Source organism: Aminobacter sp. MDW-2 (assembly GCF_014250155.1).
GTDB lineage: Bacteria > Pseudomonadota > Alphaproteobacteria > Rhizobiales > Rhizobiaceae > Aminobacter > Aminobacter ciceronei.
Map to the genome: position 1 here is coordinate 3498342 of NZ_CP060197.1, position 23188 is coordinate 3521529.

20 protein-coding genes and 2 tRNA genes are annotated in these 23188 nt (G+C 62.9%); 12 read left to right on the plus strand and 10 right to left on the minus strand.

Features of this window, described 5'->3' with window-relative positions; translation table 11 throughout:
- The first annotated feature begins 20 nt into the window (after positions 1 to 20).
- Positions 21 to 1169, plus strand: a complete 1149-nt coding sequence (locus H5P29_RS17175; protein WP_154384033.1) for a pyridoxal phosphate-dependent aminotransferase — start codon at positions 21 to 23, stop codon at positions 1167 to 1169.
- A 128-nt stretch (positions 1170 to 1297) separates the two neighbouring features.
- Here the strand turns inward: H5P29_RS17175 and H5P29_RS17180 are convergent, their stop codons facing one another.
- The 4 genes from H5P29_RS17180 to H5P29_RS17195 all read right to left on the minus strand — a co-directional run bounded on the left by H5P29_RS17180 (position 1298) and on the right by H5P29_RS17195 (position 6366).
- Entirely contained in the window at positions 1298 to 2974 is a 1677-nt protein-coding gene (locus H5P29_RS17180; RefSeq protein WP_154384034.1) for a S8 family serine peptidase, read from the minus strand.
- A gap of 9 nt (positions 2975 to 2983) precedes the next feature.
- On the minus strand, positions 2984 to 3949 hold the full coding sequence (locus H5P29_RS17185; protein WP_371818569.1) for a phospholipid phosphatase: 966 nt from the start codon (positions 3947 to 3949) through the stop codon (positions 2984 to 2986).
- Between the two features lie 48 nt (positions 3950 to 3997).
- Positions 3998 to 5785, minus strand: coding sequence for an SARP family transcriptional regulator (locus tag H5P29_RS17190; protein ID WP_154384036.1), 1788 nt, complete (start codon positions 5783 to 5785; stop codon positions 3998 to 4000).
- A gap of 386 nt (positions 5786 to 6171) precedes the next feature.
- Complete coding sequence (locus H5P29_RS17195; RefSeq protein WP_067961573.1) at positions 6172 to 6366, minus strand: hypothetical protein; 195 nt, start codon at positions 6364 to 6366, stop codon at positions 6172 to 6174.
- A 258-nt stretch (positions 6367 to 6624) separates the two neighbouring features.
- Here H5P29_RS17195 and H5P29_RS17200 point away from each other — a divergent pair, with 258 nt between their 5' ends.
- Positions 6625 to 7557, plus strand: coding sequence for a glutaminase (locus H5P29_RS17200; protein WP_154384037.1), 933 nt, complete (start codon positions 6625 to 6627; stop codon positions 7555 to 7557).
- A 39-nt stretch (positions 7558 to 7596) separates the two neighbouring features.
- Here the strand turns inward: H5P29_RS17200 and H5P29_RS32340 are convergent, their stop codons facing one another.
- The 5 genes from H5P29_RS32340 to H5P29_RS17220 form a co-directional block, all read right to left on the minus strand.
- Positions 7597 to 7734, minus strand: coding sequence for a hypothetical protein (locus H5P29_RS32340; protein ID WP_210252494.1), 138 nt, complete (start codon positions 7732 to 7734; stop codon positions 7597 to 7599).
- Positions 7735 to 8190: a hypothetical protein gene (locus H5P29_RS32345; protein ID WP_210252495.1), complete on the minus strand. Its 456-nt coding sequence runs from the start codon at positions 8188 to 8190 to the stop codon at positions 7735 to 7737.
- Between the two features lie 168 nt (positions 8191 to 8358).
- Positions 8359 to 9120 (minus strand): hypothetical protein, encoded by a 762-nt coding sequence (locus H5P29_RS17210; RefSeq protein WP_185910111.1) that lies wholly within the window; start codon positions 9118 to 9120, stop codon positions 8359 to 8361.
- Positions 9117 to 10154: a hypothetical protein gene (locus H5P29_RS17215; protein ID WP_154384039.1), complete on the minus strand. Its 1038-nt coding sequence runs from the start codon at positions 10152 to 10154 to the stop codon at positions 9117 to 9119. The genes H5P29_RS17210 and H5P29_RS17215 overlap by 4 nt, the downstream gene beginning before the upstream one ends.
- 299 nt (positions 10155 to 10453) lie before the next feature.
- A tRNA-Asn gene (locus tag H5P29_RS17220) sits at positions 10454 to 10528 on the minus strand.
- Between the two features lie 202 nt (positions 10529 to 10730).
- Here H5P29_RS17220 and H5P29_RS17225 point away from each other — a divergent pair.
- The 9 genes from H5P29_RS17225 to H5P29_RS17265 all read left to right on the plus strand — a co-directional run bounded on the left by H5P29_RS17225 (position 10731) and on the right by H5P29_RS17265 (position 20647).
- Positions 10731 to 10994 carry a hypothetical protein gene (locus H5P29_RS17225; RefSeq protein ID WP_067961585.1) on the plus strand — a complete coding sequence of 88 codons (264 nt, stop codon included), beginning with the start codon at positions 10731 to 10733 and terminating at the stop codon, positions 10992 to 10994.
- Positions 10995 to 11258: 264 nt separating this feature from the next.
- Positions 11259 to 11332, plus strand: a tRNA-Cys gene (locus tag H5P29_RS17230).
- An 80-nt stretch (positions 11333 to 11412) separates the two neighbouring features.
- Complete coding sequence (locus H5P29_RS17235) at positions 11413 to 12087, plus strand: protein-L-isoaspartate O-methyltransferase (RefSeq protein ID WP_154384242.1); 675 nt, start codon at positions 11413 to 11415, stop codon at positions 12085 to 12087.
- 167 nt (positions 12088 to 12254) lie between these two features.
- A complete protein-coding gene (locus H5P29_RS17240) occupies positions 12255 to 13634 on the plus strand; it encodes a TolC family outer membrane protein (RefSeq protein WP_185910112.1) in 1380 nt (459 codons plus the stop codon).
- A gap of 228 nt (positions 13635 to 13862) precedes the next feature.
- Positions 13863 to 14651 carry a PopZ family protein gene (locus H5P29_RS17245; protein WP_154384040.1) on the plus strand — a complete coding sequence of 263 codons (789 nt, stop codon included), beginning with the start codon at positions 13863 to 13865 and terminating at the stop codon, positions 14649 to 14651.
- Between the two features lie 140 nt (positions 14652 to 14791).
- Positions 14792 to 17575 (plus strand): valine--tRNA ligase, encoded by a 2784-nt coding sequence (locus tag H5P29_RS17250; RefSeq protein WP_154384041.1) that lies wholly within the window; start codon positions 14792 to 14794, stop codon positions 17573 to 17575.
- Positions 17576 to 17942: 367 nt separating this feature from the next.
- Positions 17943 to 19118, plus strand: a complete 1176-nt coding sequence (locus H5P29_RS17255) for an OmpP1/FadL family transporter (RefSeq protein WP_154384042.1) — start codon at positions 17943 to 17945, stop codon at positions 19116 to 19118.
- A gap of 292 nt (positions 19119 to 19410) precedes the next feature.
- On the plus strand, positions 19411 to 19842 hold the full coding sequence (locus H5P29_RS17260) for a hypothetical protein (protein ID WP_154384043.1): 432 nt from the start codon (positions 19411 to 19413) through the stop codon (positions 19840 to 19842).
- A complete protein-coding gene (locus H5P29_RS17265) occupies positions 19829 to 20647 on the plus strand; it encodes a tetratricopeptide repeat protein (protein ID WP_154384044.1) in 819 nt (272 codons plus the stop codon). The genes H5P29_RS17260 and H5P29_RS17265 overlap by 14 nt, the downstream gene beginning before the upstream one ends.
- Before the next feature lie 125 nt (positions 20648 to 20772).
- Here the strand turns inward: H5P29_RS17265 and xth are convergent, their stop codons facing one another.
- On the minus strand, positions 20773 to 21564 hold the full coding sequence (gene xth / locus H5P29_RS17270; protein WP_154384244.1) for an exodeoxyribonuclease III: 792 nt from the start codon (positions 21562 to 21564) through the stop codon (positions 20773 to 20775).
- 138 nt (positions 21565 to 21702) lie between these two features.
- Between xth and H5P29_RS17280 the strand changes: the two genes are divergently transcribed.
- On the plus strand, positions 21703 to 23187 hold the full coding sequence (locus tag H5P29_RS17280; protein WP_154384045.1) for a nucleobase:cation symporter-2 family protein: 1485 nt from the start codon (positions 21703 to 21705) through the stop codon (positions 23185 to 23187).
- Position 23188: the final 1 nt, after the last annotated feature.

Genomic DNA, 23188 nt, shown 5'->3' on the forward strand with positions numbered 1-23188 from the left:
ACAGTAGAAAGTGAACGAAAATGGCGGTTGCGATTTCACGGCGCGGCGAAGTCGAGCCCTTCCATGCGATGGACATTCTGGCCGAGGCCAACAGGCTCAGGGCGTTGGGCGCGCCGGTCATTTCGATGGCTGTCGGCCAACCCTCCGATCCGGCGCCGCAGCGGGTGCGTGACGCCGCGGCAGCCGCGCTCAAACTCGGCCGTATCGGCTACACCGACGCGCTCGGGCTTTCCGATCTGCGCAAGGCGATCTCGGCACATTATGCCGAGCATTACCGCATCGATGTGCCGGTTTCGCGAATCGCCGTCACCACCGGCTCGTCCGCGGCCTTCAATCTCGCATTCCTGGCAATGTTCGATGCCGGCGACCGGGTGGCGATCGCGGCGCCCGGCTATCCTGCCTATCGCAACATCATGGGCGCTCTTGGGCTCGACGTGGTCGAGATCGAGCTGGAGGGCGCGGCCTACCTCCATGCCGAGCACCTGCGCACAGCACATGCGCAGAAGCCGCTGAAAGGCGTCTTGTTTGCAAGCCCCGCCAACCCGACCGGTGCCGTCGTGCCGGCCGGCGACCTCAAGGCGCTTGTCGATACCGCGCGCGAACTCGGGATCGCGGTGATTTCGGACGAAATCTACCATAGGCTCGCCTATGGCGCGCCAGATGTGACCGCACTCACCTATGACAGTGACGTGACCGTCATCAACTCGTTCTCCAAATATTACTGCATGACCGGCTGGCGCATCGGCTGGATGGTGCTACCGGACCGGCTGGTGCGGCCAGTCGAGCGCATCGCGCAATCGCTTTACATCTCGGCGCCTGAGCTGTCGCAAGTGGCGGCCATCGAGGCGTTCAACGTCACCGACGAACTCGAAGTGATCAAGGCGCGCTACGCCTGGAACCGCGAACTGCTGGCCAAAAGACTGCCGGAACTGGGCTTCAGCTTCGCCGCACCCATGGACGGTGCGTTCTACGCCTTCTGCGACGTCTCGCGGCTGACCAATGACAGCATGGAATTCGCCAGCCGCATGCTGGCCGAAGCGCATGTCGCGGCCACGCCGGGCCGGGATTTTGACCCGCTCGCAGGGCACCGTTTCATGCGGTTTTCCTATGCGGGCAGCCATGACGACATGATCGAGTCGATGGATCGCCTGGAACGCTGGCTGCGTTGAAAGCGCAACCGCCCCGTCGGCCGTACCGACGGAGCGGACAGGGGCAAAGGGGAGGATGGGCTTTGCCGCCTGAGCGCCGGAATGCCCATGCCCCCCAGCATGCATTCCGACATGAGTTACGCGATCGGTCAGGGCGCGAGTATTGCCGCGACCGCCTTGCCGGCATCGAGCAGGCCAGCGCCGAAGAAATACGTCTTGCCCTTCGCCGGTTCGTTGTCGGCGTTCATCGGATCCTGCGTCAGCGGGGTCGTGCCCGGCTTGACAGAAGCATTCTGATCGCAGGCGGCAATGAGGTTGGCTTTGGATGTCAGGCCGTCCAGTTTCGCCGCGGCGCCATGCTTTGCCTTGTGGGCACGGGCCGTGAGGGCAGCCACACCGGCGACGAGAGCCGCCGCGCCGGAGGTCCCGCCGAAGGTGGTGTAGTAACCGCCGCCGATGCCCTGGTTGTCGAGCGGCGGCAGGATCGACGAATAGGGGTCGGAGCCACCGGCATAACCGAAGGTGCCGGGCAGGTCGGTGGTCAGCAGCGAGAAATGGCTGTGCGGAATGACCTTGCCCTTGCCCGGATGGTAGTAGTGCTGGTCGACCATCGGGTTGGTCCGGTCGACGCGCAACTGGTGTCTGGTATAGATCTCGAAATCGTCCGACGGCGCGACGAGCGTCAGCTTGGCGCCATAGTTGCTGTAGCCGGAGCGGTAGCCATGCGGCGTCACCGCGCCGACGGCGATGATGCCGTTGTTGGCGGCGGCGAGATTGGCCGGGTAGATCAGCTGGCTCTCGCCGTCATTGCCGGCCGCGCAGACCACGGGCACCTTGCGGCTGATGGCAACGATGAGCTTGGCGAGCGTGTTCCAGGCGATCTCGCGGTTGCCGGTCTTGCCGACCGCATGCGGCCTGATCTCGCTTGCCGGCGGCGTCGCCTCCTCAAGACGGGCGAACAGATCGGCACGCTCCCAGTTGGCACGGTCGTCGAGGTCCTGAGAGAGCTCCGGCTTGGCATTCAAAACGCTGCGCACCGGATCGGGGATGCCGCGCGGCAACAGGATGACGTCGGCGCCGTTGGCAAAGGCATAGAGGAAGGCTGCTATGAACTGGTCGGGCTGCTGCTCGAAGCCGGTCCGGATCGAGATCAGCCGCGACAGCGGGTCGACGCCGAAATAAGGCAGCATGTTGCGGTTCGGGTTCGGCACGGCAGTGCCGTCGTCTGATATCAGCACATCGGGCAGGGCGATCGCCGGATTGGGCGCGACGGTTGCCGCCGGTTCGCCGACGACGAGGCCAGCAACAGCGGTGCCGTGGCTGCCAAAGGTCTCGTCACCCTCGATCAGCGTGTGCAGCACGCCTTCCGAAGCTGCGAGCTCGGCGATCAGGCTGCCGAGATAGGCGGTCTCCGGGCCCGTCAGGTTGAGCGTGCCCAGCCCTGCGGTGGAGATGCCGGCGAAGAAGGCGGCCTTGACCTCGGGGTCATAGGGGCTGGCGGCAGGGGCGGCGACATATTTGGCGCCATAGGGGTGGCTCACCAGGTCGATCGACTTCACCGCGTCCAGCCGGCTCTTGAGGTTGGGGTGGCTGCGGCTGACGCCGACGTCGATCAGCGCGACTGTCGCAGGAGCCGTCGCTGCCGGGAACGCCTCTGATATCGTATCCCAGACGGTGCCGTTGATTGTGGGCGAGGAGTAGTCGACCCCGCCACCCGGGGTCAGCGGCCCGAAGGTGGCATCGATCACGCCGAGTGCCGCAAGGTGCCAGAGGTAGTAGTAGGACTGAGGGTGCTGGAAGGAGAACTGTGTGTTGCCGTTTGCCATGATCGCCCCTCAGATCCATTCGCGCTGTGCGGCGAGATAGTTCGCCATGAAGGCGTCACGCAGATATGGCTGGAAGCGCTGTGCCAGCGCCCGGCCGCCATTGGTGTCGCTGGGATAGTGCAGGCCTGCCCATTCGCGGTTTTCCGCGACTTTGCGGGCAATGCGCGACAGCTCCTCCGTCGCCGGGTGCTCCGGCAGGATGGCGTTGAAGGCAAAGGCAATCGAGTGGCACTGGAACGAGTGGTTGCTCGGATAGGCCTGGTGCGCTGGATTGGGCAGCATGAGCCGCAGGCGTGGCTCGACCTGGTTGGGTCGGGTGCGGTTGAATTTTGCCTTGTAGATCAGCCCGACATATTCGCAGGCCGTCAGGATCGACTGGAACAGGCCCTCGGTCTGGTCGAAGCCGCTGATGCCGTCGATGCCCAGCGGCTTGGTGAAGTCGGAGACGTCAAGCGTCGCCTCGCGCTCGATGTCGTCCTTGCGACGCGAGCGTTCGCGGTCACGGGCCTGCAGCGAAAGCATGACTGTCGTTTCGAGACGGGTGACGTCGGGGCCGGGCGGCAGCGGAATGTCGAGCTGCTCCCAGGTGAATTTGCGCGCTGCCGTGAACGCATGTGGCGAGGGCGACGTGTGCAGACGCCTGAGCTCGAAGGCCGGGATCAGGCTTGCCTGCGATCCAGTGCCTGATCCCGATTGAAGAGCGCTGCCCTTGTTCTTGTTTTTGTTCTTGTTTTTATTCTTGTTCTTGTTGAGCGAGGCCTTGTTGAGCACGCCGGCGCTCATGGCGGCACTGGCGACTCCGGCCGACATCACCATCGCCTCGGCGCCGGAGGCGAGTGTGGTTTCCAACACGATCGGAGGCCGATCCGTGGCCGCGCAAGGCAGCACGTCGTCGCCGGCGATCTTGAAGCGGTACTGATCGAGAAAGTGCGAAAAGCCGCCCTCAGCAGGCGCGGAGCTGTCGTTGCCAGACACTGAATTCCCCATTGAATTGATCGAAATGTGCGGTGCTCGGCGCGTCCGTCATGTTTTTTTGACACCGGCCTTGATCAGACCGGAGATCAGATTGGCGCCGCCCTCGGTGCGCATGATTGGATAGCGGGCGTCGATCAGCGAGCTGATCGAGAAATTGGGTTCGACGACGTTCAGCCGGTCGAGCAGCGAGCGGGCGGCGCGGATGTCGCCGAGCTGGGCGTGGCTCGCCACGAGATAACGCAGCAGCGAATTGAAATCGGGCCGCTCGCGTAGCGCCTGCTCGCCGGCTTCGATGGCGACGCGATGATTGCCGGCGAGCGTGGCGTTGATCAGCCGCGAGGTGTCGAAATAGTAGCGATAGGGGCTGTAGGCTCCGAGATGGCGCGCCCAGTTGGCGAGGCTGAGCCCTTTGTCCGGCTGGCCGGCATAGGCATGCAGCATCGAATAGAGGTCCCAGCCGAGCACCTGGGTCGGGTTGGCGCGGATGGCGCGCTCGAACAGGCCCGATGCGTAGTCGTACTCGCCGAACAGGAACGAATGCACATGGCCGACGAGCGCCAGGGTGACCGAATTGCTGGAATCGAGTTCCAGCGCCTTGCGGGCGTAATGCTGAGCCTGCTCGATGGCCACGGCAGAATCGGAGAAACGCTGGCCGACCTGGAAAGTCATCAGGAAGGCGAGCCAGGCATAGGCCTGCGACGACGGCCGCTGGGCGATGATGCGCCGGAGCGACGCCTCGGACATGACCAGGTCGTTGCGCGACAGCCGGAACATGGCGTTGACGGCGGCATAGAGGCTCTCGGCCTCGACGGCGTCGTCGGTCTGTTCGGAGCGCGCAATGAAATATTTGCGCAACTCGTCCATCGCCTCGTTGATGAGCTGGTGCGCCGCCGAGGTTTCGCCTGCCTCGATCGCGCGCCGTTCAAGCGTGGCGCCGCCCATCCACAGCAGGCTGCGGTCGGCGGTGCGATGGACACTGACGCTGATATAGGCCTGGTGGGCCGAAAAACGGTAGCGGACCTGAATCGCCAGCGCCACCGAATCGAACGCCGTTTCCGGCTCCTGCGTCGGCGACAGATCCGGCCGCGACAGGTCGGAGACGGTCAGTTCGCCGCCTTCGAGCAGCGACCGCACCAAGAGTTCGGAAAACATGTCGGGCAGCGATTCTGCCCCGAAGGCATCGCCTGAGATCGCCGGCGGCAGCAGCGCCACCGACCAGCCGGTCCGGCTCCCGGTCAGCGGCCGCGACTTGCGGTTGCCGCCGTCGGAGGAATTCGGTCCCGATTTCTGTCCCTGGGCCGGGATGAGGCCGTTGCTGCGCCTGTCCTTGGGGCTGACGTCGCGCTGGCCGAGCGCATTTTCGAGCCGGCCCTGCCAGACCTGCCGCTCGAGCATCAGCCATTCCTCGAATTCGGGGTCGCCGATGTCGAGGCCTTCGAGCAGCTCCGGCCAGGATTCGAGCTCGACTTCGCTGGGCACGGATTGGCGCGACGGGTCGAGCAACTGCAGCGCGTCGACCGACACACGGTTGAGGTCGAGCGAGATGGTGTGGTTGTCGGAAATGATGATGCTGTCGGCGATCGGGCCGAGCGATTTGCGGACGTCGACGAGGGCCTGTCTCAGGCTGGCTGCGGCCTGCTCCTCGCCGCGGTCGCTCCATAGCTTGTCGCGCAGCCAGATACGCGAGCGGGCACCGCGTGGAGCAAGTGCCAGCATGGCCACCAGCGCGCGCGACTTTTGCGCCTTGGGCGTGCACGACGCGCCGGCTGCGTCGGTGACGGCCAGCGCCCCGAAGAGGTAGATATTGCAAAGCGTACTGGCGTCTTCACCAGCCATCGTGCGGACCTTCGCTGCAGGTCGTCCATGCCCCTGAAGAGCGTACCACAGGTCGAATCGCCTGTGGTCCTCGCAACTTGCATCGGGAGCATACAACGACATTCCGGCAAGTGCGCGTGCTTGTATGCTTCTGGCACCGGGCAAAACCTGCAGCATTCCAGCGTTCCTCACCACTCTTGCCGGAGCTGATTCCGGCCTGATTTCGGAAGGACGTTAGGGGAGGCGGGGTGATTGCGGCGTGAGTGAAACGTCAAAACAGCCGTGAAATGCAGATTTGACGGCCCATCAGATGGGGTCCATGTTCCTCACGCGCCAAGCGTTTCGGCAATCGCCTCGGTGACCGCGACGCGCAGATCGTGCGCCGTCGCGTCGCCAGTCGTGAAAGGTCAGCGTCCCGACGAGCCGTTGCTGCGGCGGGGGCCGGCGAGTTCCCTGCCAAGCGCCAGCGCTTCCTGCAGGTCGGTTGCGTATTTGGCCGTATCTTCGAGGCCGCCGAAATAATTGAGCCGGATGGTTTCACCACGCTTGCTCATGACCACGCCGATGCTCCGCAGGCTCTCACGCACATCAGAAAAACGCATATCGCAACGTCTCCGTTTGGTGGGTTGAACGAACATTAGAGGTTGCTTGTAACAGTGCCGTGTTGACGCAACGTGAGGGATACGTGAATCGCCGCTACAAAAGTTTCGCTTTCGGCACATCTTTCGACGATTCGGCGGCCGCCAGCCCACAAAGCGTCAGGGTTGTGCCGCTCTGTGATGACCAGGGGATGGGTGGCGTCGCGCGCGACTTGATGTAGAACGGCCTGCCGGTTCGAGCCGGTCGAAGCAGGAAGTGTCATGCCCAGCCTCCAGGATACGCTGAACGAGATCGTCGCCGAGATGGCAGCGCAGACGGAGCGCGGCGAGGTTGCCTCCTACATTCCAGAACTGGGCAAGGTCGATCCGGCCAAATTCGCCATCGCAGTGGTCAAGAACGACGGCGAAGTGGCGGCGGCCGGTGACGCCGACGAGCCGTTTTCGATCCAGAGCATATCGAAGGTGTTCACCCTGGCGCTGGCGCTTGGTCGCGTCGGCGACCAGCTGTGGAACCGCGTCGGGCGCGAACCTTCAGGCACGGCCTTCAACTCCATCGTCCAGCTCGAACTCGAACACGGCATTCCGCGCAATCCTTTCATCAATGCCGGGGCCATCGTCGTCTCCGACGTGCTGCTGTCGGGCCACCAGCCGCGCGAAGCGATCGGCGAGGTGCTGAGCTTCATGCGCACTGTGGCCGACGACGATTCTGTCATCATCGACCGCGACGTGGCCAATTCCGAGCGCGCCACCGGCTTCCGCAATTTCGCACTGGCCAACTATCTCAAGGGGTTCGGCAATCTGAACCACGCGCCCGAGATGACGCTGGGCGTCTATTTCCACCATTGCGCCGTCGCCATGAGCTGCCTGCAACTGGCCAATGCGGGGCGGTTCCTGGCCAATGCCGGGCGCATCGAGGAGACGGGTCACTCGATCGTCTCGAGCGAGCGCGCCCGCCGCATCAACGCGCTGATGCTGACCTGCGGACACTATGACGGTTCGGGCGAGTTTGCCTTCCGCGTCGGCATTCCCGGAAAAAGCGGCGTCGGCGGCGGCATCCTGGCGATCGTGCCTGGTGTGGCATCGATCGCCGTGTGGTCGCCGGGGCTCAATGCGCGCGGCAACTCGATGCTGGGCTCGATCGCGCTGGAACGGCTGACCAAAAGGATGAACTGGTCGATTTTCGCCTCGCGCTGAGGCATTCCGCGCTGGACGATGCTGCAGGCCGGCCCGGGCTCAGGCACCGCCGGTTTTGCGTTGCTCTGCCAGCCAGCTGTCATGCAGCCATTTTTCGCTCTGGCGGCGGCCTTTGAGGTTGGCCCAGACGATGTCGCGCTCGAACACCATCACCTCGCGGTCGGCGCCGACGATCACCTAGAACCAGCGGCCGTCGACAAGATTGCGCATTTTCACCTTCATGCCCGTCAACGTTGTGCTCTTGCCGTCAGCGCGGATCGTCTCGTCATGCGGAGCAATGAAGCTGACCTCGCGGCGTGACAGAAGGTCGGCGGCATGGTCGGACAGGAACCGCATGGCGATGTCATGCGCTTCGTCCTGGCTGGGCGGGGCGCCGTCGCGCAGCGCGAGATGCATGCGCACGAAGCCCTTGAGCCTGCCGGAGGTGGCGCCCACGGTGCTGAAATGCTCGCCGCCCAGGCCAGCATGGCGTTTGTCCGCACGTTCCATGCGGATGAGCACGGCGCCTTCGCCGTCGACCTCGATCTTGCCCTTTTCGACATTGACGTAGCCCGCTGGCACCGGGAGTGCCGCGAGGATGTCATGAGGCGAGGCGATGACGGGCGTTCCGGAAGTTGGGCTGGTCGCTGTCATGGTTTCCGCGCTGATCTGGCAATCAGCACTGCTGCTGGTCGTTCGCGAATCTGCGCGAGGGCGAATGGCTGCGCGGGCGATTGTCCGGCGGGCCTCGGCATTAAGCGGAGAGCGGTCGTGCGGGCAGGGCAACGCCGTGCCGCAAGCCGTCCCGGCAGGATCACCCCGTCACTGCAGGATCGCGTAGCGGGCGCCGGCATTGACCTTGATGGCCGAGCTGCCGCGTTGCGGGGTCGAGGCGATTGTCAGCGTCATGATGGCGCAATTCTTGTTCTGGGCGCGGATCTTGGCGCAGCCCTTGGCAACGGCGTCGTAATACCTCGTCCGTTGTGAAACCCAGCTGTCGGTCATGATCGACTTGTCGTCGCCGTCATTCAGGTTGAGCGGGATTTCTACGTAGTTGAGTTCGGGCGCCTTGGCGACCTCGCCGAATGGCTCGCGCTGGACGAAGGTCAGGCGCATGCTGACCTGGTACAGATCTTCCGTCGGCCGGGCCGAAACCCTGTTGACCGCGCATTTGCTGGCGAAGGCCTTGACGATCAGGTCGCATTCGGCGCGCGCCAGGACGGGCAGGCGAGACGCGAGATACGCCTCGACGTCGTTGGCGTCGAAAGCGTTCTGGTCGCCGCGCCGGATGTCCGTCAGCCGCATATGCATGTTGAGGGAAACAGTGCGTGTCTGCTCGAAGTCGTCGAAGTTGCGCAGCGCCACCAGACCCGGCGCGCCCTCGGGCACGACCTTGACGCCCTGGAAATCCGATGCCCGCCGTTCAGCCGCCTTTTCCTGGCTGTCGCTCACCATGCCCATCATCTGCATGATGTAGGCTGCGGCGGCGACGTTGAAGATCAGGCTGCCGATGAGCGGCGCGCCGACCAACAGCAGCAGCACGACGACCACGATCTTGAGAAAACTGCCCTGCATGGCCGTCATTGCTTCCGATTGAGAGTTGTGAGGTCGCCTCCGGCGAGCTGTTGTGCCTTCTTGGTGACGAGATCGGAATGCTTCGAATCATAGTCGTCGCGGGAGGCGGCAACGAAGGCGTAGTCGGTGCGGGCGAGTTGCACGGTGGCGTCGGTGATGCCACGGTAAGGCAAGCGCTCTTCGAGTGATGCCGGCAGCGGCCCGACGATGGCGTGGTTCATCTGGTCGATGCCGATGGTGACCTCTTCGCTGGCCTTGCCGAAACTGGCGCGGAACCAGCGGTCATATCTGTTGTAGATCGCATTGCGGCTGGCTACCGCCTCCTTGGAGATCTGGTCGCCGCCCTTGGCAGCCTCGACGACCCTCCAGAACGGTTGTGGGCGGCGGGATATCGATATCTTGCAATCCTTGGCGGCGTTGCCGGCCAGCACGGTGACCGGCGTGCCGGGCTCGAGATTGACGATACCGGCGTTGCGCGTGCCGATGATGGCAACGCGCGAGAGGCGGGCATTGGGCGATTTCTGGATGTTCCAGAGCGTGTCGAAACCGCCGGCAAGCACCAGATAGACCGGCGCCGCCGTTTCGGTGACGACCACATTGACCACCCTCAGCCGATCGCCGGAGCGGTTCGAATTGACGCCTGGGTCCTTTCCGTCATTCTGCCATTGCGAGACATAGGCTTGCGCCCGCTCCAGCACTTCCGCCTGCGACAGGGCGAAGACATCGGAAACCTGATTGGTCTCGTTGGTGTGAATCTGGACGAGCTTGTCGCCGACGGACGGAAGCGGAAACTTGCAGCTTTGGGTCGTCTCGAGCCAGCCGATCTTGGCCGGGCGCTCGCCTTCGACGGGTGCATAGCCCGTGACGACCGATTTGAGCCAGCTGAGAGAATTGTCCTTGCCGACAATGACGTTCGAATCGACCTGATAGCCGAAGCGGTCCGTTCTCAGGGAATCGGCAGGATTACCTTGCGGTGGCGAATCGCTGTCCGAACATCCGGTCAGCAGCAGCGTTAGAATGCCCAGTGAGAGGAAACGTATCATCCTGCGCCCGACAAATGACCTTAAGATACGGTTGCATATCTAGAGTGGACATATTGCAGGTTGCTTAAGGCTGAATGCGCAATTCGTTGCGATGTCTGATTCCGACGAATCGCTTGAGCGGCGATGGTGTGAAAGGCCGATCAATACTGACATGGGCGCTGCCGGCGGCCGATATCAGGTGATCTGCGCTCTAAAGGCCTGACAGGCCTGCAAGGACAGTTTGCGCGGTAAGCGGACAATAACCGAAGACCCGCCAAGGCGAGGGCGGATCTGAAAACTTCAATGCTTTGAGAATGAAGTGGCTCCCCGGGCCGGATTCGAACCAGCGACCAACCGGTTAACAGCCGGTTGCTCTACCACTGAGCTACCGGGGAACAGCGCTCTGGTGTGAACGAGGCGGCGTATAGCAACGGGAATTCGATTTGCAAAGCGGTAATCGAACCTTTTTGCGAGTTTTTCCCAGACAGCTTTCTGGTAATCACCCCGGGACGGCCTCATATGTCCGCTTTACCAAGCCTCTTGCCGGCTTGGCGCGTCATTCGGGCGCACAGGCTTCATCGAGCAAATGCAGGGATAATGACCAGCGCCAGCCCCCAGCAGCCACCCAGACGCAAGATTTCGATCTTCGGCCGCGAATTCGCCATGCCGCGTTCGCGCGGGGTGCGCATCGGCATCGGCGTCGCCCTCTGCTTCTTTGGCCTGCTGGGCTTCCTGCCGGTGCTTGGCTTCTGGATGATTCCGCTCGGACTTCTGGTCCTGTCGCACGAATTCCATGTCGTCCGCCGCGTACGCCGCAGGCTGATCATCTGGTGGGAGCGGCGCAAGCGGCCAGCGAACTAGCGCAGGCGACGCCAGGGAATCGCCCGACATCGCCCTTGCACCGCCCGGGCACGTTGCGAAGGCGTTGGCCGAGCCGCGTCTGGAGGGAAAACAAGGGCGTTGCTGCGATTCTTGCTGCTGCGGTGCATGATCAAATCCTTTGCTGAGCCTTTCCCAGGTCCTTTGCCGTGGCGGCAGCCAAAACCCACGGAGAAAGAGTCGTCTCCCGCTTGACGGCGGAATCCTGGCAACCTATTGGAGCGCTGTAGACGCCCGAAGCGGCGAGGCCTCGTGGCGGAGTGGTTACGCAGAGGACTGCAAATCCTTGCACCCCGGTTCGATTCCGGGCGAGGCCTCCAGCTTCCTCGGCAACCGCCGCCGAGGACCCATTCGGGCAGTTATAGTTGCGCATCACGCGCCGAAGGCGGACCAGTTGAACATGAACGCTGATTTTTCCGAACGTCGCGTGAAGATGGTGGACGGCCAGGTCCGCACCACCGACGTGACCGACGCAGCCATTCTCTCCGCCATGCTGTCCGTGCCGCGCGAAGAATTCGTCGACAGCGGCCATCGCGAGCTTGCCTATATCGACGAAGACATGCGCTACGGCGCGACCGCCGATGCTGATCAGCCGCGCTATCTGATGGAGCCGTCGCCCTTCGCCAAGCTGGCACAGCTGGCAGAAATTGCGCCGAGCGACTTCGTTCTCGATGTCGGTTGCGGCACGGGTTATTCCTCGGCGGTGCTGTCGCGCATCGCCAGCTCGGTGATCGCGCTCGAAAGCGATGCCACGCTTGCCGCAAAGGCGACATCGACGCTTTCGTCGCTCGGCCATGATAATGTCGTCGTGGTAACGGCACCTCTCGCTGCCGGCTATCCGTCGCAGGCGCCATATGACGTGATCTTCGTCGGCGGCAGTGTCGAGCAGGTCCCCGAGGCACTGCTTGCCCAGCTCAAGGACGGCGGTCGTCTGGTCGTCGTAGAGGGTCGCGGCAACGCCGGCGTCGCCAGCGTCTTCCTCAAGGATGGTGCCGTAGTGACGGCGCGTCGTGCTTTCAATGCGGCAGTTAAGCCACTACCCGGCTTCAATCGCACACACGAATTTGAGTTCTGATCTCCTTTTTCTTGCGGCGGGCAATGCGTCGTGATGATCTAAGGAGCGGACGAGGGTGATTGATTCTGGACTGTGCTAGTCCAGATTGGTCGCTTGTTGTCGGATTCGGCGAGGGGCATTAGTAGCTGTCTTCGGGCAGCTCGCCGCAGAATGAATGAGGGACGCGCGTGTCGTTTTTCCGTAAAAGTGTGTTTGCCGTAGCTTTGGTTTCCGCGACGGCGCTTTCGCCGCTGTCGGCCTCCGCGGAAACGATCCTCGGGGCCTTGGCCAAGGCATATCAGAACAACTCCCAGCTCAATTCGGCCCGCGCCGGGGTGCGTGTCATCGATGAAAGCGTGGCGATCGCCAAGTCGGGCTATCGGCCGACGATCAATGGCTCCGCCAGTATCGATTATTCGACGACGCGGCGGGACTCGACGAGCCACCTGACGACCGGCTCGTTCGGCATCGAGATCAAGCAGTCGCTGTTCGACGGTTTCCAGACCAAGAACAACGTCGCAGCTGCCGAGGCGCGTGTGCGCGCGCAGAACCAGAGCTTGCGCAATACCGAGCAGAACATCCTGTTCGATGCGGCGAGCGCCTATATGGATGTGATCCGCGACCGCCAGATCGCGGCGCTCAGGGAACGCAATTTGCAGTTCCTCGGCGAACAGGTTCGCGCTGCCCGTTCGCGTTTCGACGTGGGCGAGGGCACCCGTACCGACGTGGCGCAGGCCGATGCCTCGCGGTCGTCGGCGCTTGCGCAATTGGCCGCTGCCCGCGCCCAGGCACTGGCAAGTGCTGCGACCTATCGCCGACTCGTCGGCGAAGACCCGAAGAACCTGAAGGGGGCAGCGCCGCTGTCCAAGCTTCTGCCCAAGAGCCTCGACAGCGCTGTAGCACTGGCGGCCGATCAACATCCGGCGATCCAGGCGACCGAATATCTCGTCGACGCGGCGGGCTTCTCGGTGAAATCGGCCGAAGGCGCGCTGTTGCCGCAACTGTCGGCATCGGCCGGCATTTCGCAGGTCCATCGCGACAATTCACCGAACAGCATCACCTCGCCGGACGGTTGGACGACCTCGGCCAATATCGGCGCATCGCTCGTTGTGCCGATCTATCAGGGTGGCCGTGCCTCGGCGACCGTGCGCCAGTCCAAGGAATCGCTTGGCCAGGCTCGCATCGAAGTCGATGTCAGCCGCGACCAGGTTCGTCAGGCGGTGACGTCCGCCTGGACGCAGTACGCGGCGGCGCGTGAGGCGGTGGCGGCGAACCGCGAAGTGATCTCGGCAGCACAGCTGGCGCTTAATGGCGTTATCGAGGAGCGCAATGTCGGCCAGCGCACGACGCTCGACGTGCTCAACTCGCAGAGGGACGTCATCGACGCCCAGATCAACCTGGCGACCGCCGAGCGCGATGTCGTGGTGGCGAGCTATGCCATCCTGTCGGCCGCCGGCAATCTGTCGGTCGAGCGGCTCAATTTGCAGGTGACCAAGTACAAGCCGGAAGAGCACTACAACGCCGTCAAGGACAAGTGGATCGGTCTCCGCACGCCGGACGGCCGCTGAGCTTCAGCGAGCCGGCTACCTGATCAGGCGGGCGTCTGCTCCTACGGAGCAGGCGCCCGTTTTCGTTTTGCCGACGAGCGGCCGGGACACTGTATTCTGTTGAAATCGCCAGGGGTGTCCGATTGGGGATTCTCGAAGGGGAATCAGTCGGCTACGCTTGGGCTCTGATTCGACGCCCGTTTCGGCGGGCGCATTTTGTATCCTGTCACAAAGGCGGCGGATGTGACGATGGCTCAGGCTAGCAGCGCTCAGCGCGAACCCTCGATGGAAGAGATTCTCGCTTCCATCCGCAGGATCATCGAAGACAACGATACCGGACGCCGTCCGGCGGTTGATTTCGAACAGATGCGGCCGGAGCCCGAAGACGACCGCAGCGACCGCAACATCATCGAAGTCGAGGCATTCCGGGCCGAGTTCCAGGCGCCCAAGGCCGCGCCGGTCGATGTGAAGCCGGCAGAGGCCGTACCGATGGCCGCGAAGCAGGAAGTGCCGCGGCGCGACGAGCCCGCGAAGTGGCCGTCGGCAGAGCCGAAGGTCGCGGCGGCCACCGCAATGCCCATGCGCTCAACCGTCGCCGAGGCGCCAGCGCCCGTCGTCGAGACACCGGCGCCCATCGTGGAGATGCCCGCAGCAACCCGTCCGGCTGCCGCAAGCTGGGCGCCGCAGTCGACGATCGCCGTCGAGCAGATGGAGCGCCTGGCTGGTCCGCGCGAAGCGGAGAAGCAGACACCTCAGGTCGTTGCCCAGACCGTAGTGGCAACGCCGGAGCCTGCCATGGCCGAAGAGCTGGCCGCGCCGAAGCCTGCGATCATCTCGGAACAGGCGGGTCGCCAGATCTCAGCGGCTTTCGGCGAGCTCAACGACGCGTACGCGGCGCGCAGCCGCAAGTCCTTCGACGACATCGCCACCGAGATGCTGCGGCCGATGCTGCAGGACTGGCTGGACAACAACCTGCCGACGCTGGTCGAACGGCTGGTACGCGAAGAGATCGAACGCGTGGCACGCGGCGCACAGTGATTTCGGCTCTGCCGACATGAAAGCGCCGCCTTCGGGCGGCGTTTTCGTTTCCGGCTGGTGCTTGCCGCGCTGTTGACTTGGTTGCACCCATCCGATTTACACCGGACCAACAGATCCGGACCAAAACGGAACCAATTCCGATGCTTGAGAAGACCTACGACGCCAAAACAGTCGAACCCAGGATTGCCAAGGCCTGGGAAGATGCCGACGCCTTCAAGGCAGGCGCCGGCGCGCCCGAGGGTGCCGACCCGTTCACCATCGTCATCCCGCCGCCCAATGTCACCGGCTCGCTGCATATGGGCCATGCGCTGAACAACACGCTGCAGGACATTCTGGTCCGCTTCGAGCGCATGCGTGGCAAGAACGTGCTGTGGCAGCCCGGCATGGACCATGCCGGCATCGCCACCCAGATGGTGGTCGAGCGCAAGCTGATGGAAAAGCAGATCCATCGCCGCGACCTGACCCGCGAGCAGTTCGTCGACAAGGTCTGGGAGTGGAAGGACGAGTCCGGCGGCATGATCTTCAACCAGCTGAAGCGGCTGGGTGCCTCCTGCGACTGGTCGCGTGAGCGCTTCACCATGGACGAGGGTCTGTCCAAGGCCGTCATCGAGGTGTTTGTGACGCTGCACAAGCAGGGCCTGATCTACAAGGACAAGCGCCTTGTGAACTGGGATCCGAAGCTCCTGACCGCGATCTCCGATCTCGAGGTCGAGCAGCACGAGATCAACGGCAATCTCTGGCACTTCCGCTATCCTGTCGAAGGTGAGGTCTACGATCCGGAGAACCCGGCGACCTACATCACGGTTGCGACCACGCGACCTGAGACGATGCTCGGCGATACCGCCGTTGCCGTCCATCCCGAAGACGAGCGCTACGCGGCCCTCGTCGGCAGACACGTCGTGCTGCCGATCGTCGGCCGCAGGATCCCCATCGTCGCCGACGAATATTCCGATCCGGAAAAAGGTTCGGGCGCGGTCAAGATCACGCCGGCACACGACTTCAACGACTTCGAGGTCGGCAAGCGCCACAACCTGCCGCAGATCAACATCCTGACCGTCGAGGCCAACATCAACATCGTCGACAACGACGAGTTCCTCGAAGGCGTCGAGCGCACCGAGATGCGCGACGGCGTGTGGGCGCAACTGCACGGCCTCGACCGCTTCGCGGCGCGCAAGCTGATCGTCCAGATCATGGAAGAGGGCGGTTTCCTCGACAAGATCGAGCCCCACAAGCACATGGTGCCGCATGGCGACCGTGGCGGCGTGCCGATCGAGCCGTTCCTGACCGACCAGTGGTACGTCAACGCCGCCGAGATGGCCAAGCCTGCCTTGCGCTCGGTGCGCGAGGGCCGCACCAACTTCGTGCCCAAGAACTGGGAAAAGACCTATTTCGACTGGATGGAGAACATCCAGCCCTGGTGCGTGTCGCGTCAGCTGTGGTGGGGTCACCAGATTCCGGCCTGGTATGGCCCGGACGGCCAGGTCTTCGTCGAGCGCAGCGAGGAAGAAGCCCTCGATTCAGCGATCCAGCACTATCTCGCGCTTGAAGGGCCGTGGAAGGCCTGGGTCGAGGAGCGCCTCGAGAATTTCGAACCAGGCAAGATCCTGACCCGCGATGAGGACGTGCTCGACACCTGGTTCTCGTCGGCGCTGTGGCCGTTCTCGACGCTCGGCTGGCCGGACAAGACGCCCGAGCTCGACACCTATTACCAGACCGACGTGCTGGTGACCGGCTTCGACATCATCTTCTTCTGGGTCGCCCGCATGATGATGATGGGCCTGCATTTTATGGAAGAGGAGCCGTTCCACACGGTCTATGTCCATGCGCTGGTTCGCGACAAGAACGGCCAGAAGATGTCGAAGTCCAAGGGCAACGTCATCGACCCGCTGGAACTCATCGACGAGTACGGCGCCGACGCACTGCGCTTCACCCTGGCGATCATGGCCGCGCAGGGCCGCGACGTGAAACTCGATCCGGCGCGTATCGCCGGCTACCGCAACTTCGGCACCAAGCTGTGGAACGCCACGCGCTTTGCCGAGATGAACGGTGTCGCGCGCAATGACGCCTTCTGGCTCAACGACGCCAAGCTGACCGTCAACCGCTGGATCCTGACCGAGCTGACCCGCGCGACGCGCGAGGTGACGGCAGCGATCACCACCTACCGCTTCAACGAGGCAGCGGGTGCCGCCTATCGTTTCGTCTGGAACACTTTCTGCGACTGGTATCTCGAGCTGCTCAAGGCGATTTTCATGGGCGACGACGAGGCCGCCAAGACCGAAAGCCAGGCGGTCGCGGCTTTCGTGCTCGACGAGATCTACAAGCTCTTGCATCCGATGATGCCGTTCATGACCGAGGAGCTGTGGGCGCACACCGCGGGCGAGGGCAAGGAGCGCACGTCGCTTCTGTGCCACGCTGCATGGCCGGCGCCCGATTTCGAGGATGTGGGCTCTGCTGCCGAGATCAACTGGCTCGTCGATCTCGTCAGCGGCATCCGCTCGGTTCGGTCCGAAATGAACGTGCCGCCGGCGGCGATCGCGCCGCTGGTCTTCGTCGGTGCCAATGCCGAGACGCTGGAGCGCCTGAAGCGCCACCAGTCGGCGATCGCGCGCCTGGCCCGTGTCGGCGAGATCACCCATGACACGGCAGCCCCCAAAGGTGCGGCCCAGATCGTTGCCGGTGAAGCCACTGCCTGCCTGCCGCTCGGCAGCCTGATCGACCTGTCCGCCGAGGCGGCGCGCCTGCAGAAGGAGCTCGCCAAGACGACCGAGGAGATCGCCCGGCTGCACAAGAAGCTGTCGAACGAGAAGTTCGTCGCTTCCGCCCCGGAAGAGATCGTCGCGGCCGAGCGCGAGAAGCTCGAAGACTACCGCCGGACGCAGGAAAAACTCGACACGGCACTCTCGCGCGTTCGCGACGCCGGCTGACGATTCGAAGCTCAAAACCTGCCGCACGATGACGTTGCGGCAGGTTTTGCTTGTGCCGTCAGAAAAGGCATGTCGCTGCGTAAATTGTGGCCAATGTAACTATTTTGCGCCCGATTGTTGCCATAATGTAACAAGCCTCCAAAATAGCCCGATTTCGGGCTGTTTTTGCATTCCGGTTCCGGATTTCCTTGGAGATTCAGGATCGAATGATGCGGATTTGGCTAAAATTGACGTTTGCGTAAGCGGAAGGGGGTGGCCTCCGCCGCACCGGCTCCGCGGGGGCACCATTGTTTGCAAAAAATCAATGTTGCGTGAGCAGGCTGAATTCGTTCAATTCTCGTCACGAGGCATTCGGGAGAGGACCACCATGAACATTTCGCGTCTCAAAGCGCTGCTGGGGGCAACGGCGCTGACGATCGTTGCGGCAGGCGCAGCCCAGGCCGGCGGCTTTTCGCGGGGCACGGCCGATACGGACATCCTGTTTGAAGAAGGGAATGCGGCTAGGGCTGGCGTGACTGTTGTCGCACCAAATCGAACACGCGATTCTTACAGCGGCGGCATTCCCGCGTCTGGGTTCGAAAACCCAACTTATGTCATCCCATCGGTAGCGGCGAAATATAAGGTCAACGATGCGTTCGCATGCGCGCTGACCTATACAACGCCTTTCGGCGGGCATTCAGATTATACCGGTCTGAGGATAAATGGGGCGTTGGTCGGGTTTGATCCGACCTCATTGACGGGTTCTTCCGAGCAGGAGTTTCTGACCCACGAATTTGGTGGGACTTGCTCGTACGGCGTCGATGTGGGTAAAGGGCGCTTCAGCCTGCTCGGTGGCCTTTTCTATCAGTCGCTTGATTTTGAGCAGTGGGTCGGCGGTCCTACGCGACCGCTCAAGTTCAGCTTGCAAGATGGCCAGGTTGGCTATCGTGTGGGCGCAGCATATGAGATCAAGGAGATCGCACTCCGTGCTCAGGTGATGTATCGCTCGGCGACCGATATCGATGCGACTGGCGATCTTAGCTTCACTTCCAATGGAGCGGTTCTCGGACCGGCAACGGGCTGGGGAAAGTTCCCGCAGAGCTTCGAGGCAAAGGTGCAATCAGGTATAGCGCCCGGGTGGCTGGCCTACGGCTCCGTAAAGTGGACCGATTGGAGCGTAATGGACGTCATCAACTACAAGACGCCACTTAGCCCAGCCAATCAGACGCTGAATTTCTTCTGGCAAGACGGTTGGACCGTCACCGGGGGGGTGGCGCACGCCTTCACAGAGAGCTTTGCTGGTACGGCTAGCGTGACTTGGGATCGCGGCGTTGGCACCGGGCACGATATCTCGACTGATACGTGGACGTTCGGCATTGGAGGTTCCTACAAGCCGAACAGCAACGTTGAGATCCGTGGCGGCCTCGGCCTGTTGTACATCGCCGCCGGATCGCAAGATTTCCGTCAAGTTGGTCCCGGGACGGACGTTCCGTCTCCTGGCATCTATACCGCGGAAAGCGACATAGGATACGCGGGCTCGCTTTCGCTTGCCGTGAAGTGGTAAGCTCCACAATCTGATCCGAAGAAGCCGGGCCTTGTGCCCGGCTTTTTTGTGGCCTGTCGCCGATGCAGCGCGTTTCCTATTTGGAAACCATGGCGCGGCAAGTCGGCAACAGTTGTGACGATTCGGCAACACTTTTTAATCAAGCTATCGGCTAAGGAACATGACGGGGACATTGCCAATTTCCCGCCATAAACCCGGCGCACCTCGAATAGGTCTTCGGACCAGCGCCCGGTTGCGGGACGTTGGCAATGGAAACCAACAGCAAGGCCGCCATGTCGCGGCAGGAACAGAAATGAACGCCAAGGCGACCTTCATGGCCAAGCTGCCCAGCCGTCGAAAGACGGCCGCACCGGCCTTTGGACGTCGCTTTTCCTGCCTGGCACCGAGTGTTCGCGCTATCGTCGGAAGTATTGGCGCTGCCAAACACTCCGCTGGCGTGGCTGCGCAGTCGGCCGCCGATCACGATTTCTTGCAAGGCCTTGGCCGTAGTTTGGTCGAAAACAACGCGCATCTTGATGTGATCGATGTCGTGGACCTGGCGCAGACGGCCACAGAGGCTGGCCTGGCGCGGTCCGACTGCGAAAGCGTGGAGAGGGCGAAAGAGTGGAATCCGGGTCCGGCCGAAAAGCCGGACACGATCTGGAATTGTGTCCGAGCCGCAGGGCGAGGCCAAGGTCACCCACCGAGGTGGGCGGAAGAAACGTACTGCCATGCGCATATCTGAGTTGGTAAGAAAATCAGCCTTTTCGGCGCTTGTCGCGGTCTCCCTGTTGGGCGCCGCAGGCGAGGCGCTGGCGTTCGACGACAAGGTGTTCGACGACAAGACCGGCGTGAAGCCGGAATCGAACCCGTGGGCTGTGTTCCAGTTCGGCTTCTCCGCCTACAAGAGCGGTCACAAGGACCAGGCCGTCGAGGCCTATCGTTACGCCGCTGAAAATGGCCAGATCGGCGCCACCTGGAAGCTCGCGCGCATGTATGCTGAAGGCGACGGCGTCGCCCAGGACGACTACGAGGCCTTCAAGTTCTTCACCGAGATCGCCGAGCAGGATGTCGAGCCCGGCTCGCCTGAGGAGAGCTATGTCTCCGATGCGCTCGTGGCACTCGGTGGCTACATGAAGGAAGGCATCCCGGGAAGCCCGGTCTCGGCCAATCCGGTCGCCGCGCAGGAATATTACATGCGCGCCGCCGCCAACTACCGCAATGCCAATGCCCAGTACGAGATGGGCAAGATGTTCCTCAAGGGCGACGGTGGCGTGAAGGCGTCCGTCAAGCAGGCCGGCCGCTGGCTGCAGCTGGCGGCGGAAAAGGGCCATGCCGGCGCGCAGGCGACGCTTGGCAATCTCTTGTTCCAGAGCGGCAAGGTGGTGCGCGGCCTTGCCATGATGACCGCGGCCCTCGAACGGGCTCAGCCCTCCGACCAGCCCTGGATCCGCGGCATGCAGGAAGAGGCATTTGCGCTGGCCGACGAATCCGATCGCCGCACGGCGATCTCGCTTGCCGAAGACATCCTGACCAAAGGCAACCAGTAGGCGGCACAGCGGTTGCGGCCGGCTTGCAGCACTTATCGGCGAGACCGCCATTAGCGGTCGCCAACCAGTTTCCCCAAGATTGTGAATTGCAATAGGTGCGCCAGAGCCGGAGCTCTGGCAGTGCCTCACGCCGCCTGAAGGGTGAGGTCAATCGCCACGGGCACGTGGTCGGACGGCTTTTCCCAGGCGCGCACGTGCCTTTCGATCGAGGCCGAGGCGAAGCGGTTCGCGGCTTCCGGCGACAACAGCAGGTGGTCGATGCGGATGCCGTTGTTCTTCTGCCAGGCGCCGGCCTGGTAATCCCAGAAGGTATAGACGTCGGGCTGGTCGGTGACCGCGCGCACGGCCTCGGTAAAGCCGAGGTTGACCAGCCGGCGGAACGCCTGCCGCGTCTCGGGCTGATACAGTGCATCGCCCAGCCACAGCTCGATGTTGCGGGCGTCTATGGCCTCGGGGATGACGTTGTAGTCGCCGGCGAGCACCAGCGCCTCTTCGAGTGCCAGCCGCTCCGTCGCCCAGCGCTCCAGCCGCGCCATCCAGGCCAGCTTGTAAGGGAACTTCTCGGTGCCGACGGGATTGCCGTTGGGCAGATAGAGCGACACCACGCGCAGCACACCCTTGTCGGTCGAGAACACGCCCTCGATGAAGCGCGCCTGCTCGTCGGCATCATCACCCGGCAGACCGCGATTGACCTCATCGAAGCGCAGCTTGGAGAGGATGGCGACGCCGTTAAAGCCCTTCTGGCCGTGGGTTTCGACATTGTAGCCGAGCGCCTCGATCTCGAAGCGCGGGAAGCCTTCGTCGACCGTCTTGATTTCCTGCAGGCAGACAATGTCCGGATCGCTTTCCTTGAGCCAATGCACAAGGTTCTCGATACGGGCGCGGACACCGTTGATGTTCCAGGTGACGATCTTCATGAATTTCACGCGATGATTTCAAACAATTCTTGATAGCCTGCACGGCGGTTCCAGACGATCCTGCACCATCCCTTGGGAGAAGGGAACCGGTCCTCTTCGGCATTCTTCGGACCGGCTGGCAAAAGGGGAACAAATGCCATGTCCAACAGTACTCATCCTGTGGACGAGGTGCTTCCAGCGCCTCGCCTAGCTGCGCTCGGCATCCAGCACGTGCTGGTCATGTATGCCGGTGCAATTGCGGTGCCTCTCATCATCGGACGGGCGCTCAAGCTCGATCCGGAGCAGGTCGCTTTCCTGATCTCCGCCGATCTTTTCGTCTGCGGCCTCGTCACAATCATCCAGTCCTTCGGCGCGACCCAGTGGTTCGGCATCAAGCTGCCGGTCATGATGGGCGTGACCTTCGCCGCGGTCGGCCCGATGGTCGCCATGGCCAACGCCCACCAAGGCCCCGACGGCGCCCGCATGATCTTCGGCGCCATCATCGGCGCCGGCATCGTGGCCTTCCTGATCGCGCCGCTTGTAAGCCGCATGCTCAGGTTTTTTCCGCCTGTTGTCACCGGCACCATCATCGTCGTCATCGGCGCCTCGCTGATGCGTATCGGCATCAACTGGATCTTCGGCAACCCGGTCGGTCCGACCGCGCCCCGGCTGGTGGCATCAGAGCATGCCGAATGGCTGAAGACCGTGACCGAGATGGCGGCTGCCACCGGCTCGACCATCCCGCCGATCCCGGCCAAGCTGGCGCTCGCCGCAACCGCGCCGAACGCCGCCTATGCGCCGCTGGTCAATGTCGGCATCTCGGCGGTCGTGCTGCTGTCGATCCTGGTCATCGCCAAGTTCGGCAAGGGGTTTGTCGCCAACATCGCCGTTCTGCTCGGCATCCTCATCGGCGGCGTGCTTACCGCGTCGCTCGGCATGATGCATTTCGACAAGGTCGCTTCGGCGGAATGGTTCGAGCTCATCACGCCACTGCGCTTCGGCATGCCGATCTTCGACCCGATACTGATCATCACGATGGTGCTGGTGATGATCGTCGTGATGATCGAATCGACAGGCATGTTCCTGGCGCTCGGCGACATGACCGGACGCAAGGTGACCCAGCCGATGCTGTCGGCGGGCCTGCGCACCGATGGTCTTGGCACCATTATCGGCGGCCTGTTCAACACCTTTCCGTACACCTCCTTCTCGCAGAATGTCGGCCTCGTCGGCGTCACCGGCGTCAAGAGCCGCTTTGTCTGCGTGGCCGGCGGCGTGATCCTGCTGATCCTGGGGCTGGTGCCCAAGATGGGCGCGCTGGTCGAGGCGCTGCCCACCGTGGTGCTCGGTGGTGCGGGGCTGGTGATGTTCGGCATGGTGGCGGCGACCGGCATCCGCATCCTGTCCAATGTCGACTTCAAGACCAACCGCAACAACCTGTTCGTGGTCGCGGTCTCCATCGGCTTCGGCATGATCCCGCTCGTCGCCCCCGACTTCAAGATGTGGATGCCGCACGACATCCACCCGCTGATCGAGTCGGGCATTCTCCTGGCATCGGTGTCGGCGGTGGTGCTGAATGCGTTCTTCAACGGCACCAAGGTCAATGAGGCCGAGATCCGCGAAGCTGCGATGGCGTCGGAAGCTTGAT